Below are 17322 nucleotides of genomic sequence, written 5' to 3' on the forward strand. Positions count from 1 at the left end.
GCCTTCACCCTTCAGGCGCCAGAAACCCGCAGGCGCCCGCTAGATCCGATCTAGCGGGCCGCGCGCACCGCCGCGCGGGGGGCGGACATGGGCCGCGTACACCGCTCCCGCCTGCGCGTTCGCCCCGTGATCCGCGCTTTCATCACAGCCGCATAACGGCATCATGTCTGGTCGTCCACTGTTCATCCCTTGCTCACCGAAGCCGCCCCGCATGGCCGACTGCCGCCACTTCGATACAGGACCCGAGTTATGTCCGAATCGATCAGCGGAGAGCAGTGAGAGCCCGTGAGCCCGATGCAGACGAAGCGCACCGCCGCCCGCCTGGGCGCCCTCCTCCTCGCCCCGGCCGCCGTCGCCTCCCTCGTCTCCTGCGGCGGCGAGAGCGAGGCCAGCTCGGATGAGGACCGGCCGGAGCGGCTGGCCGGGACGGTCACGATCGACGGCTCCAGCACGGTGGAGCCGCTGACGAAGCTCGCCGGCGAGCGCTTCGGCCGGCAGGAGCAGGGGGTACGGGTCAAGGTCGGGGCGTCCGGCACCGGCGGCGGCTTCGACAAGTTCTGCGTGGGGGAAACGGACATATCCGACGCCTCCCGGCCGATCAACGACTTCGAGAAAGAGACCTGCGCCAACTGGGACGTGCCGTACCGCGAGCTGACGATCGCCAACGACGCACTCACCGTCGTCGTCCCGCGCGGCAACGACTGGATCGACTGCATCACCACCGACCAGCTCAAGCGGATCTGGGAGCCCGGCTCCACGCTGGCGAGCTGGCAGGAGGTCGACCCCGCCTTCCCGGACGAGCCGCTGCAGCTCTACGGGCCCGACACCGACTCGGGCACGTTCGACTACTTCACCGAGGCCATCAACGGCGAGGAGAAGGCGTCCCGCGCCGACTTCACCCCGAGCAGCGACGACAACACCCTCGTCAAGGGCGTCGCGGAGCACTCCGGCGGGCTCGGTTACTTCGGCTTCACCTACTTCGACGAGAACCGCGACAAGCTGCGCGCCCTGGAGATCGACGCCGGCGACGGCTGCGTCGCGCCCAGCACGGTGTCCGTCCAGGACGGCTCGTACAAGCCGCTGGCCAGGCCGCTGTTCATCTACCCCTCGGCGAAGGCGCTGGAGCGCCCCGAGGTGGAGGGGTTCGTCGAGTTCTACGTGGACAGCCACACGGACTTCGCCTCCGAGGCCGGCTACATCCCGCTCAGCGAGGCGCAGGAGAAGAAGCTGGAGCGCGATCTGGCGCGGCTGAAGGAGCACAGCGACCGGCCCGGCGGCGCGGGCGACACGGGCGGGGACTCGGGCGGCTCGGGCGGCCTGTGAGGCGGCCCGGCCACGCGCCCGCACGACGCCCCGGAAGGCGGTCCCGCAGGCGGTCCCGCAGGCGGCCGGAAAGGTGAGCCACACCACGCCCGGCGGGGCTCAGGATGCCGTGGATCACGCCGTTCATAACGGGCGGATAACGGCATCACGCACTCCTGTTCCGATGTTCACCTTCAGTTAACCGCCACCACCGGCCGAGTCCGCAGACACGGATTTCCATGAGAGGCGACGAAGGGGGTGGTGACCGACCGATGGACACACCGGCGATACCCGGCCAGCGACACGGACATGTCCTGCTGCTCGCCGATCCGGACGAACAGGTGGCGCACGATCTTGCGGAGCACCTGTCGGGCCATCAGGTGAAGGTCGTCTTCTGCTCCGACGGAGCGGAGGCGCTGCTCCAGGTCGGCCTGCAGTCCCCCGACGCACTGCTGGTCAGCGCCAAGCTGCCGCTCGTGCCCGGCGCCCGAGTGGTGGAGGTGCTGCGGCGACGCAGCGCCACGCCGGTCATCATCGGCGTCGGCCCCGACGACGCGGAGGACGCCGTGGAGGCGCTCACCGCCGGGGCCAGCGCCTGCGTCGCCCGGCCCTACCGGCCGTACGAGGTCCTGAAGATGCTCGGCGTCGCCAGCCCGGCGACGTACGACGTGGACCAGACGGTGGCCTCAGGTCCGTACAGCGTCAACCCCGCCACCTTCGAGGCCCGCGTCGACGGCCGGCTGGTGCAGCTTCCGCTTCGCGAGTTCAAGCTGCTGCACCTGCTGGTGGCCAACGCCGAGAAGGTCGTCACCCGAGACCAGATCAGCGCCGAGCTGTGGGGTGGCAGCGCACCGAAGTCCAACACGATCGCCGTGCACATCCGTCGGCTGCGCGACCGCATCGGGGACAACCCTCACGATCCACGGATCATCCTCACCGTCCGCAACGTCGGCTACCGCTTCGTGCCGCCGACCGCGGACCTCCCCTAGACCCCACAACTCAGTTCGTCTCGATTTGTTATCAAGCCGCTCCTGGAAGTGCGGCCTCAGGAAGGAAAGTCCCCAGTGAAGTCTCAGAGCAAGATCCGGTACCGCACCGCGGCAGGCATACTCGCCCTCTCCAGCGCCCTCGTCCTCTCGGCGTGCGGCTCGGACGACAATTCGGACTCCGGCGACGACAAGGCCAAGGGCGGCGACAAGAGCTCCGCCGCCGCCGGCGAGATCAAGTGCGGCGGCAGCGGCGAGCTGCTCGCCTCGGGCGCCAGCTCCCAGGACAACGCCGTACAGCAGTGGGTCGCGGACTACCAGGCCGCCTGCCCCGACGTGACGGTCAACTACAAGCCGGTCGGCTCGGGTGCGGGCATCGAGGAGTTCCTCAACGGCCAGACCGCCTTCGCCGGCTCCGACTCCGCGCTGGAGCCGGAGGAGGTGGAGAAGTCCAAGGAGGTCTGCTCCGGCGGTCAGGGCATCAACCTGCCGATGGTCGGCGGCCCGGTCGCCATCGCGTACCACCTGGAGGGCGTGGACGAGCTGGTGCTCGACGCCGAGACGCTGGCGAACGTGTTCAACGGCGAGATCAAGCAGTGGAACGACGAGGCCATCGCCAAGCTGAACCCCGACGCCGAGCTGCCGGACACCAAGATCCAGCCCGTGCACCGCTCCGACGAGTCGGGCACCACCGAGAACTTCACCGCGTACCTCAACACGGTCGTGAAGGACGCCTGGCCGGACGAGGCCGACAAGAAGTGGCCGATCGAGGGCGGCCAGGCCGCCACCGGCTCGGCCGGGGTGTCCTCGCAGGTGAAGCAGACCGACGGCGCCATCTCGTACATGGAGATCTCGCACGCCGAGTCCAACGAGCTGAGCACCGTCAAGCTGGACACCGGTGCCGCGGAGCCCGTCGAGGCCACCGTGGAGAACGCCTCCCAGGCCATCGCCGTCGGCGAGCGGGTCGGCCAGGCGCCCGACATGGCGCTTGAGCTGGACTACGCCACGAAGGAGGACGGCGCGTACCCGATCACCCTCGTGACGTACGAGATCGCGTGCGACAAGGGCAACAAGCCGGAGTCCCTGGACGCGGTGAAGTCCTTCCTCGCCTACACCGCCAGCGAGGCCGGCCAGCAGTCGATCGTCGACGTCGGCTACGCCCCGCTGCCCGCGGAGATGGCCGCCGAGGTCGCCAAGACCGTCGACACCCTCTCCTGATCCCCCCTCCCGCTGGCCGGCGAACCACACCGTCCGGCCGGCGGGGGGCCATCCGGTGCACCGCCGCCGGGACGCGGGCGCAGACCGCGCCGTCGCCCCACACCAGACCGGAGATTCACGTATGACTGCTCCACCCACCGACATAGAAACCCCCGCCCCACCGCCGTCACAGGTCCTGCTGTCGAACGGCAAGGGCGGCTCCCGCCGCGGCGACAAGGTCTTCTCCGGCCTGTCGAAGGGGTCAGGGATCACGCTGCTGCTGATCATGGCCGCGATCGCCGCGTTCCTCGCGTACCGCGCGTCCATCGCCCTCGCGGACAACGAGGGCAACTTCCTCACCACCTTCGAGTGGGACGCGAACTCCATCCCGCCGAAGTTCGGCATCGCCGTCCTGGCCTTCGGCACGGTCGTCTCCTCGATCGTCGCGATGGTCATCGCGGTGCCGATCGCCGTGGGCATCGCGCTGTTCATCACCCACTACGCGCCGCGCAAGCTGGCGGCGCCCATCGCGTACGTCATCGACCTGCTGGCCGCCGTGCCGTCCATCGTCTACGGCCTCTGGGGCGCCCTGTTCCTGGTGCCGCACCTGGTCGGCACGTACGAGTGGCTGGACCGCTACCTCGGCTGGACCGTCGTACTCTCCTTCGACGGCACCGCGCCGCGCTCGCTGATGACCGCCGGCATCCTGCTGGCCGTGATGATCCTGCCGATCATCACCAACGTCAGCCGCGAGGTCTTCGCCCAGACCCCCCGCCTCCAGGAGGAGGCCGCGCTGGCGCTGGGCGCCACGCGCTGGGAGGTCATCCGCATGACGGTGCTGCCCTTCGGCCGCTCCGGCGTCATCTCGGCCTCGATGCTGGGCCTCGGCCGGGCGCTCGGCGAGACGATGGCGGTGGCCACCGTGCTGTCGCCGTCGGCGCTGCTGTCGGCGGAGATCCTCCAGGCGGGCGGCGGTACGTTCGCGCAGAACATCGCCGCCTCGTTCGGCGAGTCCGGGCAGTTCGGGCGGGACGCGCTGATCGCCTCCGGCCTGGTGCTGTTCGTCATCACGCTGCTGGTCAACGGCGCCGCCCGGCTGATCATCGCGCGCCGCAAGGAGTACTCGGGGGCCAACGCATGAGCATGAGCGTGGACACCATCGCCGACAAGCGGCCGGTCGACCGGCTCGGCATCAAGCAGCCGCGGCTGCCCCGCTTCGCGCCCCTGGGCATCGCCGCCGGCGCCGTCGTCCTGGCCGTGGCCATCGGCGTGCTCGCCGACCTCGGCAGCCGGATCCAGTGGGGCCTGATCGCGGCGATCCTCTTCGTCCTCGGCCAGTACGTCATCTCGACCGCGGTCGAGGGCGGCCGGCAGGCGCGGGACCGGCTGGCGACCTCCCTGGTCTGGGTGGCGTTCCTGCTGGCCGTCGTCCCGCTGGCGTCGCTGATCTGGGAGACCGTCAGCAAGGGCATCAAGGTCACCGACGGCTACTTCCTCACCCACTCGATGAGCGGCGTGGTCAACGTCGCACCCGGCGGCGGCGTCTACCACGCGCTGATGGGCACCATCGAGCAGGTGCTGATCGCCACGCTGATCGCCACCCCGATCGGCCTGCTGACCGCCGTCTACCTGGTGGAGTACGGCCGCGGGGCGCTGGCGAAGGCGGTGACGTTCTTCGTCGACGTCATGACGGGCATCCCGTCCATCGTCGCCGGCCTGTTCGTCCTCAGCCTGTGGATCATGATCCTGGACTTCGGCTACTCCGGCTTCGCCGGTGCGCTGGCCCTGGCGATCCTGATGATGCCCGTGGTGGTCCGCTCCACCGAGGAGATGCTGAAGCTCGTCCCGAACGAGCTGCGCGAGGCGTCGTACGCCCTGGGCGTACCGAAGTGGAAGACGATCCTCAAGGTCGTCCTGCCCACCTCCATCGGCGGCATCACCACCGGCGTCATGCTGGCCGTCGCCCGCATCACCGGCGAGACCGCCCCCGTGCTGCTGCTCGTCTTCGGCAGCCCCGCGATCAACAACAACCCCTTCGACGGCGGCCAGGCGTCCCTGCCGCTGTACATCTACCAGCAGTGGGGGGCGGGTACGTCGGCGTCGTTCGACCGCGCCTGGGCCGCCGCCCTCGTCCTGATCGTCTTCGTGATGATCCTCAACCTGCTGGCCCGCGGCATAGCCCGCTGGAAGGCCCCGAAAACCGGCCGCTGACGGCCAGAGGAGAAGTGATCTGACATGGCCAAGCGCATCGACATCAGCGGCCTGACCGCCTACTACGGCGACTTCAAGGCGATCGAGGACATCTCGATGGCCGTCGAGCCCAAGTCCGTGACGGCCTTCATCGGCCCGTCCGGCTGCGGCAAGTCCACCTTCCTGCGGACCATCAACCGCATGCACGAGGTCATCCCGGGCGCGCGGGTGGAGGGGAAGGTGATGCTGGACGACGAGAACCTCTACGCCGGCGGCGTCGACCCCGTCTCCGTACGGCGCGTGGTGGGCATGGTCTTCCAGCGGCCCAACCCGTTCCCGACGATGAGCGTGTACGAGAACGTGGCCGCGGGTCTGAAGCTCAACTCCCGCTACAAGAAGTCCGAACTGGACGACGTGGTGGAGAAGTCCCTGCGCGGCGCGAACCTGTGGAACGAGGTCAAGGACCGCCTCAACCGCCCCGGCTCCGGCCTCTCCGGCGGCCAGCAGCAGCGCCTGTGCATCGCCCGCGCCATCGCCGTCGAGCCGCAGGTGCTCCTCATGGACGAGCCCTGCTCCGCGCTCGACCCGATCTCCACCCTCGCCATCGAGGACCTCATCGGGGATCTGAAGACGCGGTTCACGATCGTCATCGTCACGCACAACATGCAGCAGGCGGCGCGCGTCTCGGACCGTACCGCGTTCTTCAACCTGGCCGCCGTCGGCGAGCCGGGCCGGCTCATCGAGATCGACGACACCGACAAGATCTTCTCCAACCCGTCGGTGCAGGCGACCGAGGACTACGTGTCGGGCCGCTTCGGCTGAGCCGACGACTCCGGCCGGGATCCCCCGCGGGAACCCGGCCGGCCGAGCCGTCTTGCGGTGCTGCCTGGCGGTGCCGCCGCAAGACACCAGGGCCCGCCCCGCACCCGGGGCGGGCCCTGCCGCTCACTCCTCCGCCAGCGCCGCCTCCGCGGGCCGCGCCCGGAGCGCCGCCCAGCCCGGCACCAGGGTGGCGGTGAGGGCGAGGGCCACGGCACCGGCGACCACCGCGGCGTAGATGGCCGGCGGCCCCGAGGGGAGCAGGCTGTCCGCCGCCGCGTGGCTGAACGGCACCAGCGCGGTGGCCGCGGCCGCCGTGCCGAGGGCCACGCCGATCCCGGCGACGATCAGCGCCTCGATCGTCAGCATCCGCAGCACCTGCCTGCGGGTGGCGCCGGCCAGCCGCTGCAGCCCGAACTCGCGGCGGCGGCCGGAGACGGAGAGCACCAGGTTGTTGACCACGGAGATCGCGGTGTACGCGACGATCATGCCGACCATCAGGTAGTTGACCCACGCCTGGGTCTCGGTGTCCTTGATGTTCGCCTCGATCAGCTCGTCGCGGTCGGCGACGGCGGTGCCGGGGTGGTCCGCGAGGGCCTTCTCCAGGCTCGCGGTCAGCGCCGCGGCGCCGGTGCCGTCCTCGGCGCGTACGAGGATCTGCTGCGGCAGCGCGCCGTCGGTGTGCCCGGCGAGGAGGTCCGCGGGCACGAACGCGGTGTCGTAGCCGGCGCGGCCCTCGAAGAGCGCGGCGATCCGCAGACCGGCGGCGGCGCCGTCGCCGAAGCGGACCTCGACGGTGTCGCCGACGCTCCGGCCGTCCGCCGCCCCGGCGGGCAGGGCGATGGTCCGGCCGGTGAGGTCGGCGACCTCGCCCTCGACCGGGTCCAGGGCGGTGGTGCGGGCGGCGCCGCGGGCGTCGATGCCCTGGAGCGGTACGCCGTCCTCGTCGCCGATGCCGTCGATCCAGCCGGTGCTGGTGACGTACGCGCCGGCCGCGGCGACGCCCTCGGCGGCGCGGACGTCGGCGGTGAGCGCCGGGTCGAGGGTGCCGGAGGCGGACTCGACGACGGCGTCGGCGCGCAGGTTCTGCGCGTACGCCTCGCGGGAGGCGTCGGTCTGGGTGGTCTGGAGGTACAGGTTGGCGGTGGCCATGGCGACGGCCAGCATCACCGGGGTGACGACGCCCGCCATCCGGACGGCGCGGGCCCGGGCGGTGAGGACGGCGAGTTCGCCGCTGGCGCCGGTGACCGCCTTGACCGGGCCCGAGATCAGCACGGTGCACAGCTTCGTCAGCCCCGGGCCGAGGAGCGCGAGGGCGATGGCCGTGCAGAGCACGGTGGGTCCCGCGGTGCTGGCCGCGATCGGGCCGTCGAAGAGCACCCAGGTCAGGATGGCCAGCGCGACCGCGCCGGCGAGGAAGAGCAGGGCCGCCGCGATCCGGGCCGGGGTCGCCCAGCGGGTCCGCACCGTCGACTCCGTCATCGCCTCGACGGCCGTGACCTTCACCCCGCGCCGGCCGCCGAGGAAGCCGCCGAGCAGCGAGGTCAGCAGCAGCGCGCCGGCCGCGGCGACCGCGGGGATCCAGCCCTGCTCGTACGCGACGGCCCCCGACACCATGCCGCTGCCGGTGAACTCCTCGAAGAGCCGCTCCCCCGCCGGCGGCCCGGCGAACCAGCCCGCCGCACCGGCGACCAGCGCGACCATCAGCGTCTCGGCGAGCAGCAGCCTGCGCAACTGCCGCGGAGTGGCGCCGACGGTACGGAGCAGCGCGAACTCGCGGCGGCGCCGCTCGACGGACAGCGCCACCGTGCCGGAGACGACGAAGACCGCGACGAGGGTGGCCATCCCGCCGAAAGCGCCGGCCAGCGCGATCAGGTCCTCCTTGCGGGTCAGCACCTCGGGGTACTCGACGGCGCCGCGGTCGTCGCCGGAGACGACCTTCGCCGGGGTCTGCGCCTGCGCGGTGCGGTCCGCGACGACCTCGCCGAGGCGGTCCTTCAGCTCGCCGAGGCCGGTGCCGGGCGCGGCCGTGACGGCGATGTCGGCGACGGCGGGGGAGAGGGCGCGGGCGCGGGCGTCGGTGAAGAACACGGCGCCGCGGTCGACGGCGTGGGCGGTGCGGACCACGCCGGTCAGCCGGTACGCCTCGGCGCTCCCCTGCGCGGCGACGCGCACCTCGTCGCCGGGGCGCACTCCGTACGCCCGGGCCGTCGCCTCGTCCAGCACCACGTCGCGGGGGCCGGCCGGGGCCCGGCCGCCGGCCAGCTCGTACGGGGTGACGGCGGCGGAGGACCAGCCGTGGGCCTGTGCGTCGGGGGCGTCGCCGTCGCCGAGTACGGCGGCCTCGAAGACCCGCTCGGGGACGGCGCGTTCGACGCCGGGGACGTTCCGTACGGCCGCGGTGAGGGAGTCGTCGAGCGCGGGGCGCTCGGGGAGGACGGCCGTCTCGTCGCCGCGGGGGAGGTCGCGGTCGCCGGTGACCACGAGGTCGGCGCCCGCGAGGCGCTGCGCCGGCGCGTTGTTGCGTATGCCGGTCTCCAGCAGACCGCCGCACGTCATCACGATGACGGTGCCCAGGAAGAGCGCCAGGAAGGTCGCCGAGAGCGCGGCGGTTCTGTGGCGGAGCGTACGGATGGCCATGGCCCACATGGGACGGTTCCCCTCTGCGATGTCGATGACATCAACCTAGGAATTTCCGTCCCCGCGCCCCATGGGATGCCCACCCGGCTCCGGGGTGTACCTGGCACCACCACGGGCCGGGGGCCCGCCGGGCGCCCCGGCCCGTACGCCGGTGTGGAAGCTCGTCCGCTACTTCGGCTGCGGCTTGCGCAGCGCGATGTGCAGCTCGCGCAGCCGGGTCTCGTCGACCTCGCTGGGCGCGCCCATGAGCAGGTCCTGCGCGTTGCCGTTGAGGGGGAAGGCGATCGTCTCGCGGATGTTCGGCTCGTCGGCCAGCAGCATCACGATGCGGTCGATGCCGGGCGCGATCCCGCCGTGCGGCGGGGCGCCGAAGCGGAACGCGCGCAGCATGCCGCCGAACTCGCGCTCCACCTCGTCCTTGCTGTACCCGGCGATGCCGAAGGCTTTGAACATGACCTCCGGCTCGTGGTTCCGGATCGCGCCGGAGGACAGCTCGACGCCGTTGCAGACGATGTCGTACTGGTACGCGAGGACGTCCAGCGGGTCCTTGGTCTCCAGCGCCTCGATGCCGCCCTGCGGCATCGAGAAGGGGTTGTGCGAGAACTCGATCGCGCCGGTGTCCTCGTCCTTCTCGAACATCGGGAAGTCCACGATCCAGCAGAACCGGAAGACGCCCTCGGCGAACCGCCCGGCGCGCTTCGCGGCCTCCACGCGCACCGCGCCCATGATCTTGGAGACCTCGCCGGTCTCGCCCGCGCCGAAGAACACGGCGTGCCCGGCCTGAAGGCCCAGGCGCTCGGTGAGCACCCGCACGTTCTCCTCGGTGAGGAACTTCGCGATCGGCCCGGACAGCGCCCCGCCCTCGCCGACCCGCACCCAGGCCAGGCCCTTCGCGCCCTGCTCGACGGCGAAGTCGCCGAGCGCGTCGAAGAACTTGCGCGGCTGATCCTGCACGGCCGGCACCGGCAGCGCCCGCACGTGCTTGCCCGCGAACGCCTTGAACTCGCTGTCCGCGAAGACGTCCGTGACGTCCGACAGCTCCAGCTCGGCCCGCAGGTCCGGCTTGTCCGAGCCGTACTTGACCATCGCCTCGCGGTACGGGACCCGGGGGAACGGCGACGTGACGTGCCGGCCGTCGCCGAACTCCTCGAACAGCTCCGTCATCACCTTCTCGATGACGGCGAAGACGTCCTCCTGCTCGACGAAGCTCATCTCCATGTCGAGCTGGTAGAACTCGCCGGGCGAGCGGTCGGCGCGGGCGTCCTCGTCGCGGAAGCAGGGCGCGATCTGGAAGTAGCGGTCGAACCCGGCCATCATCAGCAGTTGCTTGAACTGCTGCGGGGCCTGCGGCAGCGCGTAGAACGAGCCGGGGTGCAGCCGGGAGGGGACCAGGAAGTCGCGGGCGCCCTCGGGGGAGGTGGCCGAGAGGATCGGGGTGGTCAGCTCGTTGAAGCCGAGGGCCGTCATCTTCTGCCGGATGGCCGTGACGACGGCGGTGCGCAGCATGATGTTGCGGTGCATGCGCTCGCGGCGCAGGTCGAGGAAGCGGTACTCGAGCCGGCGCTCCTCGCCGACGCCGTCCTCGGCGTTGATCGTGAACGGGATCTGCCCGGCGGCGCCGAGCACCTCCACGTCGCCGACCTCGATCTCGATCTCGCCGGTGGGCAGCTCGGGGTTGACGTTGTCGGCGCCGCGGGAGACGACCTTGCCGTCGATCCGTACGACGGTCTCCTTGGTGAGGTGCGCCAGCGCCTCGTTCGCGGGGGTGCCGGGGCGGGCGACGAGCTGGACGATGCCGTAGTGGTCGCGCAGATCGATGAAGAGGATGCCGCCCAGGTCGCGCCTATTGTGCAGCCAGCCGGACAGCCGGACGTCGCTGCCGACGTCGCTCGCGCGCAGCTCACCACAGGTGTGGGACCGGTACCGGTGCATCATCCATCCAGTTCGTCGGACTCGTCGTCTTCGGCTTGCCGTCGCTCGCGGCCGGTGGCGCCGGGGCCGGAAGGGGCGCCCGTTGGGCCAGGAGAGTGTTCAGCCCGCCAAGACTACCGTCCCCGCCTTCCCCGGCCGCACGCGGTCAATCACCTTAAAATAGGGCAATGCGCACCGAGGAGGTCCTGGCTGCCGTCGGCACCGGGGTGTGGAGCTGGGACGCCGCCTCCGGCACCGTGACCATGGACGCCGAGGCCGCCCGGCTCGTCGGGCTGCCCGGGCGGCCGACGGAGACGACGGCGGCCGACGTCCGGGGCCGCTGCCACGGGGTGGACTACGTCGAGCTTGCCGGGGCGATGGACCTGGCCCGCACGGAGGGCACCGTGGCCGAGGCGCGGCTGCGGATCGTGGACGAGCGGGGGACGGTGCTGCGGGTCGTACGGACCAGGATGCGGCCGTTCCGCGACGGTGAGCCGGCGGAGGGGGGACACGGTACGGACCGGGCGCCGGGCACAGGGCCCGACGCGGGTACGGGCGGCCCGGGCGCCGGCTCCGGAACCGGCACCGGACCCGCCCCCACCAGCCCCGTCGCGGCCGCCGGCTCCGGCGACGTGGTCATGTCCGGCATCGTGCAGGAGGTCGTCGAGCCGCCCCCGGAGCACTCCGCACCGGAGCGGTACCCCGAGCCCGGCGCCGGCGCCTCCCCGCCGTCGCCGCCGACCAGCGACTGGCGGCTGTCCCGCGAGGCGTTCCTGCTCGACGCGGGACGCGCGCTGGCCGAGTCCCGGGGCACCGACCAGGTGCTGCGCGTCGCCGCGTCCCTGTCGATGCCCGGCTTCTCGCCGGACGGCATGGCCGTCTTCGGTGTCGAGGGCAACTACCTCAAGGTCATCGGCCAGCACGGCTACCGCCCCGAGGACGAGGAGCCCTTCCACGACATCCCCCTCGACTCCGACTACCCCGGCTCCGTCGCCGTCCGCACCGGCCGCGCCATCTACATCGCCGGCCGCGAGGAGTACCGCCGCCGCTTCCCCGAGGCGTGGCGGCTCGCCGGCCGGCTGGGCCGGCGCTCGTGGGCGTACGTGCCGCTGATCGTGGCCGGCCGGGTCATCGGCGTGTGGCTGGCGGCCTTCTCCCATCCCGCGCCCTTCACGCCCGACGAGCGCTCGGTGCTCACCACCGTCGCCCGCATGCTCGCGCAGGCACTCTCACGGGCACACGTCCACGAGTCCGAGCGCGAGCTGTCCGCCGGGCTGCAGCGCAGCCTGATGCCGGAGGAGGTGCCGCCGACGCCGGGCATGACCGTCGCCGCGCGCTACGTGCCGACCGGCGGCGGTCTGGAGATCGGCGGCGACTGGTACGACGTGATCACGCTGCCGTCCGGCAAGACGGCCGTGGTCATCGGCGACGTCCAGGGCCACGACGTGCGCGCCGCCGGGCTGATGAGCCAGTTGCGCATCGCCATCCGCGCGTACGCCTCGGAGGGCCACCACCCCGACGCCGTGCTCACCCGCGCCTCGCACTTCCTCACCCAGCTCAACCAGCGCGAGGGCCTCGAAGGCGACTCCCCGCCCGACGACGCCGACCCCCGCTTCGCCACCTGCCTCTACATCAAGGCCGACCCGGCCACCGGCACCCTCCACATCGCCCGCGCCGGCCACCTCGACCCGGCCATGGGCATCGGCGACGGCACCCTCCTCGTCCGCCCCACCGAGGGCGGCCTGCCCCTGGGCGTGGTCGAGGACCCGGACTACCCCGTCACCCGGCTGGTCCTGGAGCCGGGCGAGCTGATGCTGCTGTGCAGCGACGGGCTCATCGAGACCGGCGGCCACGACCTGGAGACCGGCCGCGACCGGCTGCGCCGGGCCTTCGCCGGGCACGTCGGGGACGGTCTGGAGGCGCTGGCGGACGCGCTCATCGACGCCGTCAGCGGCCCCGGCTCCCACGCCACGCCCGGCCCGCACGCCGAGCGCCGGGAGGACGACATCGCGCTCGTCCTCCTCCGCCGCGACCTGCCGCCGGCCGAAGGCGAACCGGGCGCCGCCCCCACCGGCCGCCACATGCACCTCACCGTCCCGCAGGCGGAGCAGCAGCGCACCGCGGACGCCCGCCACGAACTGCGCGCGATGCTCTTCGACTGGTCCGCCCCCGCGCAGGTCGACTCCGCGGAACTGGTCCTCTCCGAACTCATCGCCAACGTACTGCTGCACACCGACAGCGACGCCGACATCAGCGCCGACGTCGACGGCCCCCGCGGCAACCGCACCCTGCGCGTCACCGTCTCCGACGCCGACACCGGCCTCCCCCACCTCCGGCACCCGGGCGAGATGTCCTCCTCGGGCCGCGGTCTCTTCCTGCTCCAGGAGCTGTCGGGCGAGTGGGGCACGGAGCCCCGGGGCGACGGCAAGGAGATCTGGTGCGAGTTCCACGAGGAGGACTGACCGAACCTGTCCCGGTCAGCCGCCGCGACGGTGTGCTCCAGCGCCATCAGGCCGGGTCCACCGCCAGGATCTCCACGAACCTGGAGAACACCCCTACGCCGAAGGCGGCGCCCATGGCTTGTAGTCCGGGGGGAGCTTCGTGCGCAGCCCCCCTTCGGCCCGCGTCCAGTCCATCCCGTGCCCGCGGGGATCAGCGCCCGTGGCGTCCAGCAGCCTCTGCATCCACACGGGCGCATCCTCCCGGTGCCCCGCGGGCTCCGGCACGGGTGGCCGTTACGCGTCCGCGGGGATCGTGCCGAGGCGGCCGGATTTGAAGTCTTCGAAGGCCCGGGCCAGTTCGACGTGGGTGTTCATCACGAACGGGCCGTACTGCATCATCGGCTCCCGGATCGGCAGCCCGCCCAGCAGCACGACCTCGAAGGTCTCGCTCCGGGAGTCCTGCACGGCGTCCGCCCGGATCGTCAGCGACTCGCCGTGGCCGAAGAGCACCGCCTGGCCCAACGCGAAGGGGCGGGACTCCGGGCCCGCGGTGCCGCTGCCGGCGAGGGCGTAGGCGAGGGCGTTGAAGTCCGCGCGCCAGGGGAGGGTCACCGCGGCGCCGGGGCTGACGGTGGCGTGGATCAGGGTGATGGGGGTGTGCGTCGCGCCCGGGCCCGCGTGGCCCGCGAGGTCGCCGGCGATCAGGCGGAGCAGCGCGCCGCCGTCGGCGGAGGCGAGGAGCTTGACGTCCCGGCCGCGGAGGTCCTGGTACTTCGGCGGGATCATCTTGTCCGCGCGCGGCAGGTTCACCCACAGTTGCAGCCCGTGGAAGAGGCCGCCGCTGACGACCAGCTCCTCCGGCGGGGTCTCGATGTGCAGGAGCCCGCTGCCGGCGGTCATCCACTGGGTGTCGCCGTCCGTGATGACCCCGCCGCCGCCGTGGGAGTCCCGGTGCACGAGCGTGCCGTCGATGATGTACGTCACGGTCTCGAAGCCGCGGTGCGGGTGCCAGGGGGTCCCCTTCGGCTCTCCGGCCCCGTAGTCGACCTCACCCATGTGATCCAACATGATGAACGGATCGAGACGGGCGTAGTCGATGCCGGCGAACGCGCGGCGGACCGGGAAGCCCTCGCCCTCGTAGCCCTGCGGCGCGGTGCTGACGGTGTGCACCGCGCGGGCCTCGGCGGTGGGCGGGGGCGGGGAGACCCGGGGGAGGAGCAGGGGGTTGTCGGTCGTGACTGCGGGCATGGGGTCTCCTCGGTCGGTCCGCCTCAAGATGGTTGAGGGTTAAACGACCACCGGGAGCCTTCTCATTCCCGCGCTCAGCCGTACATCCGGCGCATCGCGAAGTCGACCATCTCCTCGACCGCCTTCGCGTCCACGACCATCCGGTGGTCGCCCTCGATGTCGAGCACGAACCCGTACCCCGTGGGCAGCAGGTCGATGACCTCCGCGCCGGTGACCGTGAAGTACTTCGACTCCCGGCCCGCGTAGCGCCGCAGCTCCTTCAGTGAGCTGAAGAGCGGGATCACCGGCTGCTGGGTGTTGTGCAGGGCGAGGAAGCCGGGGTTGTCGCCGCGGGGGCAGTAGATCTTGGAGGTGGCGAAGATCTGCTGGAAGTCCTCGGAGCCGATGGCCCCGCCGGTGAACGCCTTGACCGCGTCCGCGAGCGAGGGCGGGGCGGGCTGGGACGGCTCGGGATAGAGGGGCTGCTCGGCGTAGCCGGGGGCGGGCTGGTCGTACGGCCCGGGCGGCGCGGCGTACTGGTGCCCCTGCGGGTGGCCCGGCGGGGGTGCCTGGGGGTGGCCCGGCGGGGCGCCGTAACCGGCGGACTGGTCGTAGCCGTACATGCATTCAAGCCTAGCCGCGCCGCGGGCATACGGGTGGGGACTCCGCCAGCCGGAGGGATGTGACAAGACGAGGGTTGCGTTTTATTACTGACGGGTAGCATCATGGGAGGTCGCTGATCCCTTATGCCTGATACGGAGCCTGCGCATGGGCCACTACAAGTCGAACCTCCGGGACATCGAGTTCAACCTCTTCGAGGTGCTGGGCCGCGGCGACGTCTACGGCACGGGCCCCTTCGAGGACATGGACACCGAGACCGCGCGGAGCGTGCTCACCGAGATCGCCCGGCTGGCCGAGAACGACCTGGCCGAGTCCTTCACCGACGGCGACCGCAACCCGCCGGTCTTCGACCCGGAGACCGGCACCGCCCCCGTCCCGGCGGCCTTCCGGAAGTCGTACGAGACCTACATGGACGCCGAGTGGTGGCGCCTGGGCCTGCCCGAGGAGATCGGCGGCACGGCGACGCCCTCGTCGCTGATCTGGGCGTACGCCGAGATGGTGCTCGGCGCGAACCCGGCCGTGTGGATGTACGCCTCGGGTCCCGCCTTCGCCGGCGTGCTCTACGACGAGGGCACCGAGGAGCAGCGCAAGGCCGCGCGGCTGATGGTCGAGCGGCAGTGGGGCTCGACGATGGTGCTGACCGAGCCGGACGCCGGCTCCGACGTGGGCGCCGGGCGCGCGAAGGCGCTGGAGCAGCCGGACGGCACGTGGCACATCGAGGGCGTGAAGCGCTTCATCACCTCCGGCGAGCACGACATGTCGGAGAACATCGTGCACTTCGTGCTGGCCCGCCCGGAGGGCGCCGGGCCGGGCACGAAGGGGCTGAGCCTGTTCGTCGTGCCCAAGTACGACTTCGACTGGGAGACCGGCGAGCTGGGCGAGCGCAACGGCGTCTACGCCACCAACGTCGAGCACAAGATGGGCCTGAAGGTCTCCAACACCTGCGAGCTGACCTTCGGTGACCGGCACCCGGCGAAGGGCTGGCTGCTCGGCGGCAAGCACGACGGCATCCGCCAGATGTTCAAGATCATCGAGTTTGCCCGGATGATGGTCGGCACGAAGGCCATCGCCACCCTCTCGACCGGTTACCTCAACGCGCTGGAGTACGCCAAGGAGCGGGTCCAGGGCCCGGACCTGGCGCAGTTCACCGACAAGACCGCGCCCCGCGTGACCATCACGCACCACCCGGACGTGCGCCGCTCGCTGATGACGCAGAAGGCGTACGCCGAGGGCATGCGCGCCCTCGTCCTCTACACCGCCTCCGTGCAGGACACCATCCAGGTCCGGGAGGCCGCCGGCGAGGACACCACGGCGCAGCACGAGCTGAACGACCTGCTGCTGCCCATCGTCAAGGGGTACGGGTCGGAGAAGTCGTACGAGCAGCTCGCCCAGTCGCTGCAGACCTTCGGCGGCTCCGGCTATCTGCAGGAGTACCCGATCGAGCAGTACATCCGGGACGCGAAGATCGACACGCTCTACGAGGGCACCACCGCCATCCAGGGGCAGGACTACTTCTTCCGGAAGATCGTCCGCAACCAGGGGCAGGCGCTCACCTCGCTCGCCGAGGAGATCAAGAAGTTCCTGGCCGAGGCGGTCGGCGGCGAGCAACTGGCCGCCGCGCGGGACGAGCTGGCCAGGGCCGCGGTGGACCTGGAGGCCATCGTCGGGGTGATGCTGACCGACCTCGCGGCCACCGAGAAGGACGTGAAGTCCATCTACAAGGTGGGGCTCAACACCACCCGCCTGCTGATGGCCTCCGGCGACGTCGTGATCGGGTACCTGCTGCTCAAGGGCGCCGCGGTGGCCGCGGAGAAGCTGCCGGCGGCGGCGCCGAAGGACGTGCCGTTCTACCAGGGGAAGATCGCGGCGGCGACGTTCTTCGCGCGGAACGTGCTGCCGGGAGTCGGCGTGCAGCGGTCGCTGGCGGAGAGCACGGACCAGTCGCTGATGGAGCTGGACGAGGCCGCGTTCTGAGGCGCGGAACGGCC

The 17322-nt window shown here is 71.5% G+C and carries 12 protein-coding genes; 8 read left to right on the plus strand and 4 right to left on the minus strand.

Going from position 1 to position 17322, the window contains the following annotated elements; all coding sequences use genetic code 11:
- The first annotated feature begins 294 nt into the window (after window positions 1-294).
- The 6 genes from ACFYVJ_RS09060 (at window position 295) to pstB (ending at window position 6497) form a co-directional block, all read left to right on the plus strand.
- Window positions 295-1323 (plus strand): PstS family phosphate ABC transporter substrate-binding protein, encoded by a 1029-nt coding sequence (locus ACFYVJ_RS09060; RefSeq protein ID WP_388888562.1) that lies wholly within the window; start codon window positions 295-297, stop codon window positions 1321-1323.
- A gap of 251 nt (window positions 1324-1574) precedes the next feature.
- Window positions 1575-2291: a response regulator transcription factor gene (locus ACFYVJ_RS09065; RefSeq protein ID WP_063610508.1), complete on the plus strand. Its 717-nt coding sequence runs from the start codon at window positions 1575-1577 to the stop codon at window positions 2289-2291.
- A 75-nt stretch (window positions 2292-2366) separates the two neighbouring features.
- Entirely contained in the window at window positions 2367-3506 is a 1140-nt protein-coding gene (pstS, locus tag ACFYVJ_RS09070; protein WP_388888022.1) for a phosphate ABC transporter substrate-binding protein PstS, read from the plus strand.
- A 121-nt stretch (window positions 3507-3627) separates the two neighbouring features.
- On the plus strand, window positions 3628-4626 hold the full coding sequence (pstC, locus tag ACFYVJ_RS09075; protein WP_388888024.1) for a phosphate ABC transporter permease subunit PstC: 999 nt from the start codon (window positions 3628-3630) through the stop codon (window positions 4624-4626).
- 2 nt (window positions 4627-4628) lie between these two features.
- Window positions 4629-5696 (plus strand): phosphate ABC transporter permease PstA, encoded by a 1068-nt coding sequence (gene pstA, locus ACFYVJ_RS09080; protein ID WP_388888564.1) that lies wholly within the window; start codon window positions 4629-4631, stop codon window positions 5694-5696.
- A 24-nt stretch (window positions 5697-5720) separates the two neighbouring features.
- On the plus strand, window positions 5721-6497 hold the full coding sequence (gene pstB / locus ACFYVJ_RS09085) for a phosphate ABC transporter ATP-binding protein PstB (protein ID WP_388888027.1): 777 nt from the start codon (window positions 5721-5723) through the stop codon (window positions 6495-6497).
- A gap of 123 nt (window positions 6498-6620) precedes the next feature.
- On the opposite strand, the gene ACFYVJ_RS09090 is transcribed toward pstB, so the two are convergent.
- Window positions 6621-9134 (minus strand): ABC transporter permease, encoded by a 2514-nt coding sequence (locus tag ACFYVJ_RS09090; RefSeq protein ID WP_388888030.1) that lies wholly within the window; start codon window positions 9132-9134, stop codon window positions 6621-6623.
- A 168-nt stretch (window positions 9135-9302) separates the two neighbouring features.
- On the minus strand, window positions 9303-11066 hold the full coding sequence (gene aspS, locus ACFYVJ_RS09095; protein ID WP_388888033.1) for an aspartate--tRNA ligase: 1764 nt from the start codon (window positions 11064-11066) through the stop codon (window positions 9303-9305).
- 167 nt (window positions 11067-11233) lie between these two features.
- Between aspS and ACFYVJ_RS09100 the strand changes: the two genes are divergently transcribed.
- Entirely contained in the window at window positions 11234-13507 is a 2274-nt protein-coding gene (locus tag ACFYVJ_RS09100; RefSeq protein ID WP_388888035.1) for a SpoIIE family protein phosphatase, read from the plus strand.
- 273 nt (window positions 13508-13780) lie between these two features.
- On the opposite strand, the gene ACFYVJ_RS09105 is transcribed toward ACFYVJ_RS09100, so the two are convergent.
- On the minus strand, window positions 13781-14734 hold the full coding sequence (locus tag ACFYVJ_RS09105) for a pirin family protein (RefSeq protein WP_388888038.1): 954 nt from the start codon (window positions 14732-14734) through the stop codon (window positions 13781-13783).
- 74 nt (window positions 14735-14808) lie between these two features.
- Window positions 14809-15336: an SseB family protein gene (locus ACFYVJ_RS09110; RefSeq protein ID WP_101423368.1), complete on the minus strand. Its 528-nt coding sequence runs from the start codon at window positions 15334-15336 to the stop codon at window positions 14809-14811.
- Window positions 15337-15481: 145 nt separating this feature from the next.
- Here ACFYVJ_RS09110 and ACFYVJ_RS09115 point away from each other — a divergent pair, with 145 nt between their 5' ends.
- A complete protein-coding gene (locus tag ACFYVJ_RS09115) occupies window positions 15482-17308 on the plus strand; it encodes an acyl-CoA dehydrogenase (protein WP_388888040.1) in 1827 nt (608 codons plus the stop codon).
- Window positions 17309-17322 lie beyond the last annotated feature (14 nt).

The sequence above is a fragment of the Streptomyces sp. NPDC004134 genome (genome assembly GCF_042874195.1).
GTDB lineage: Bacteria > Actinomycetota > Actinomycetes > Streptomycetales > Streptomycetaceae > Streptomyces.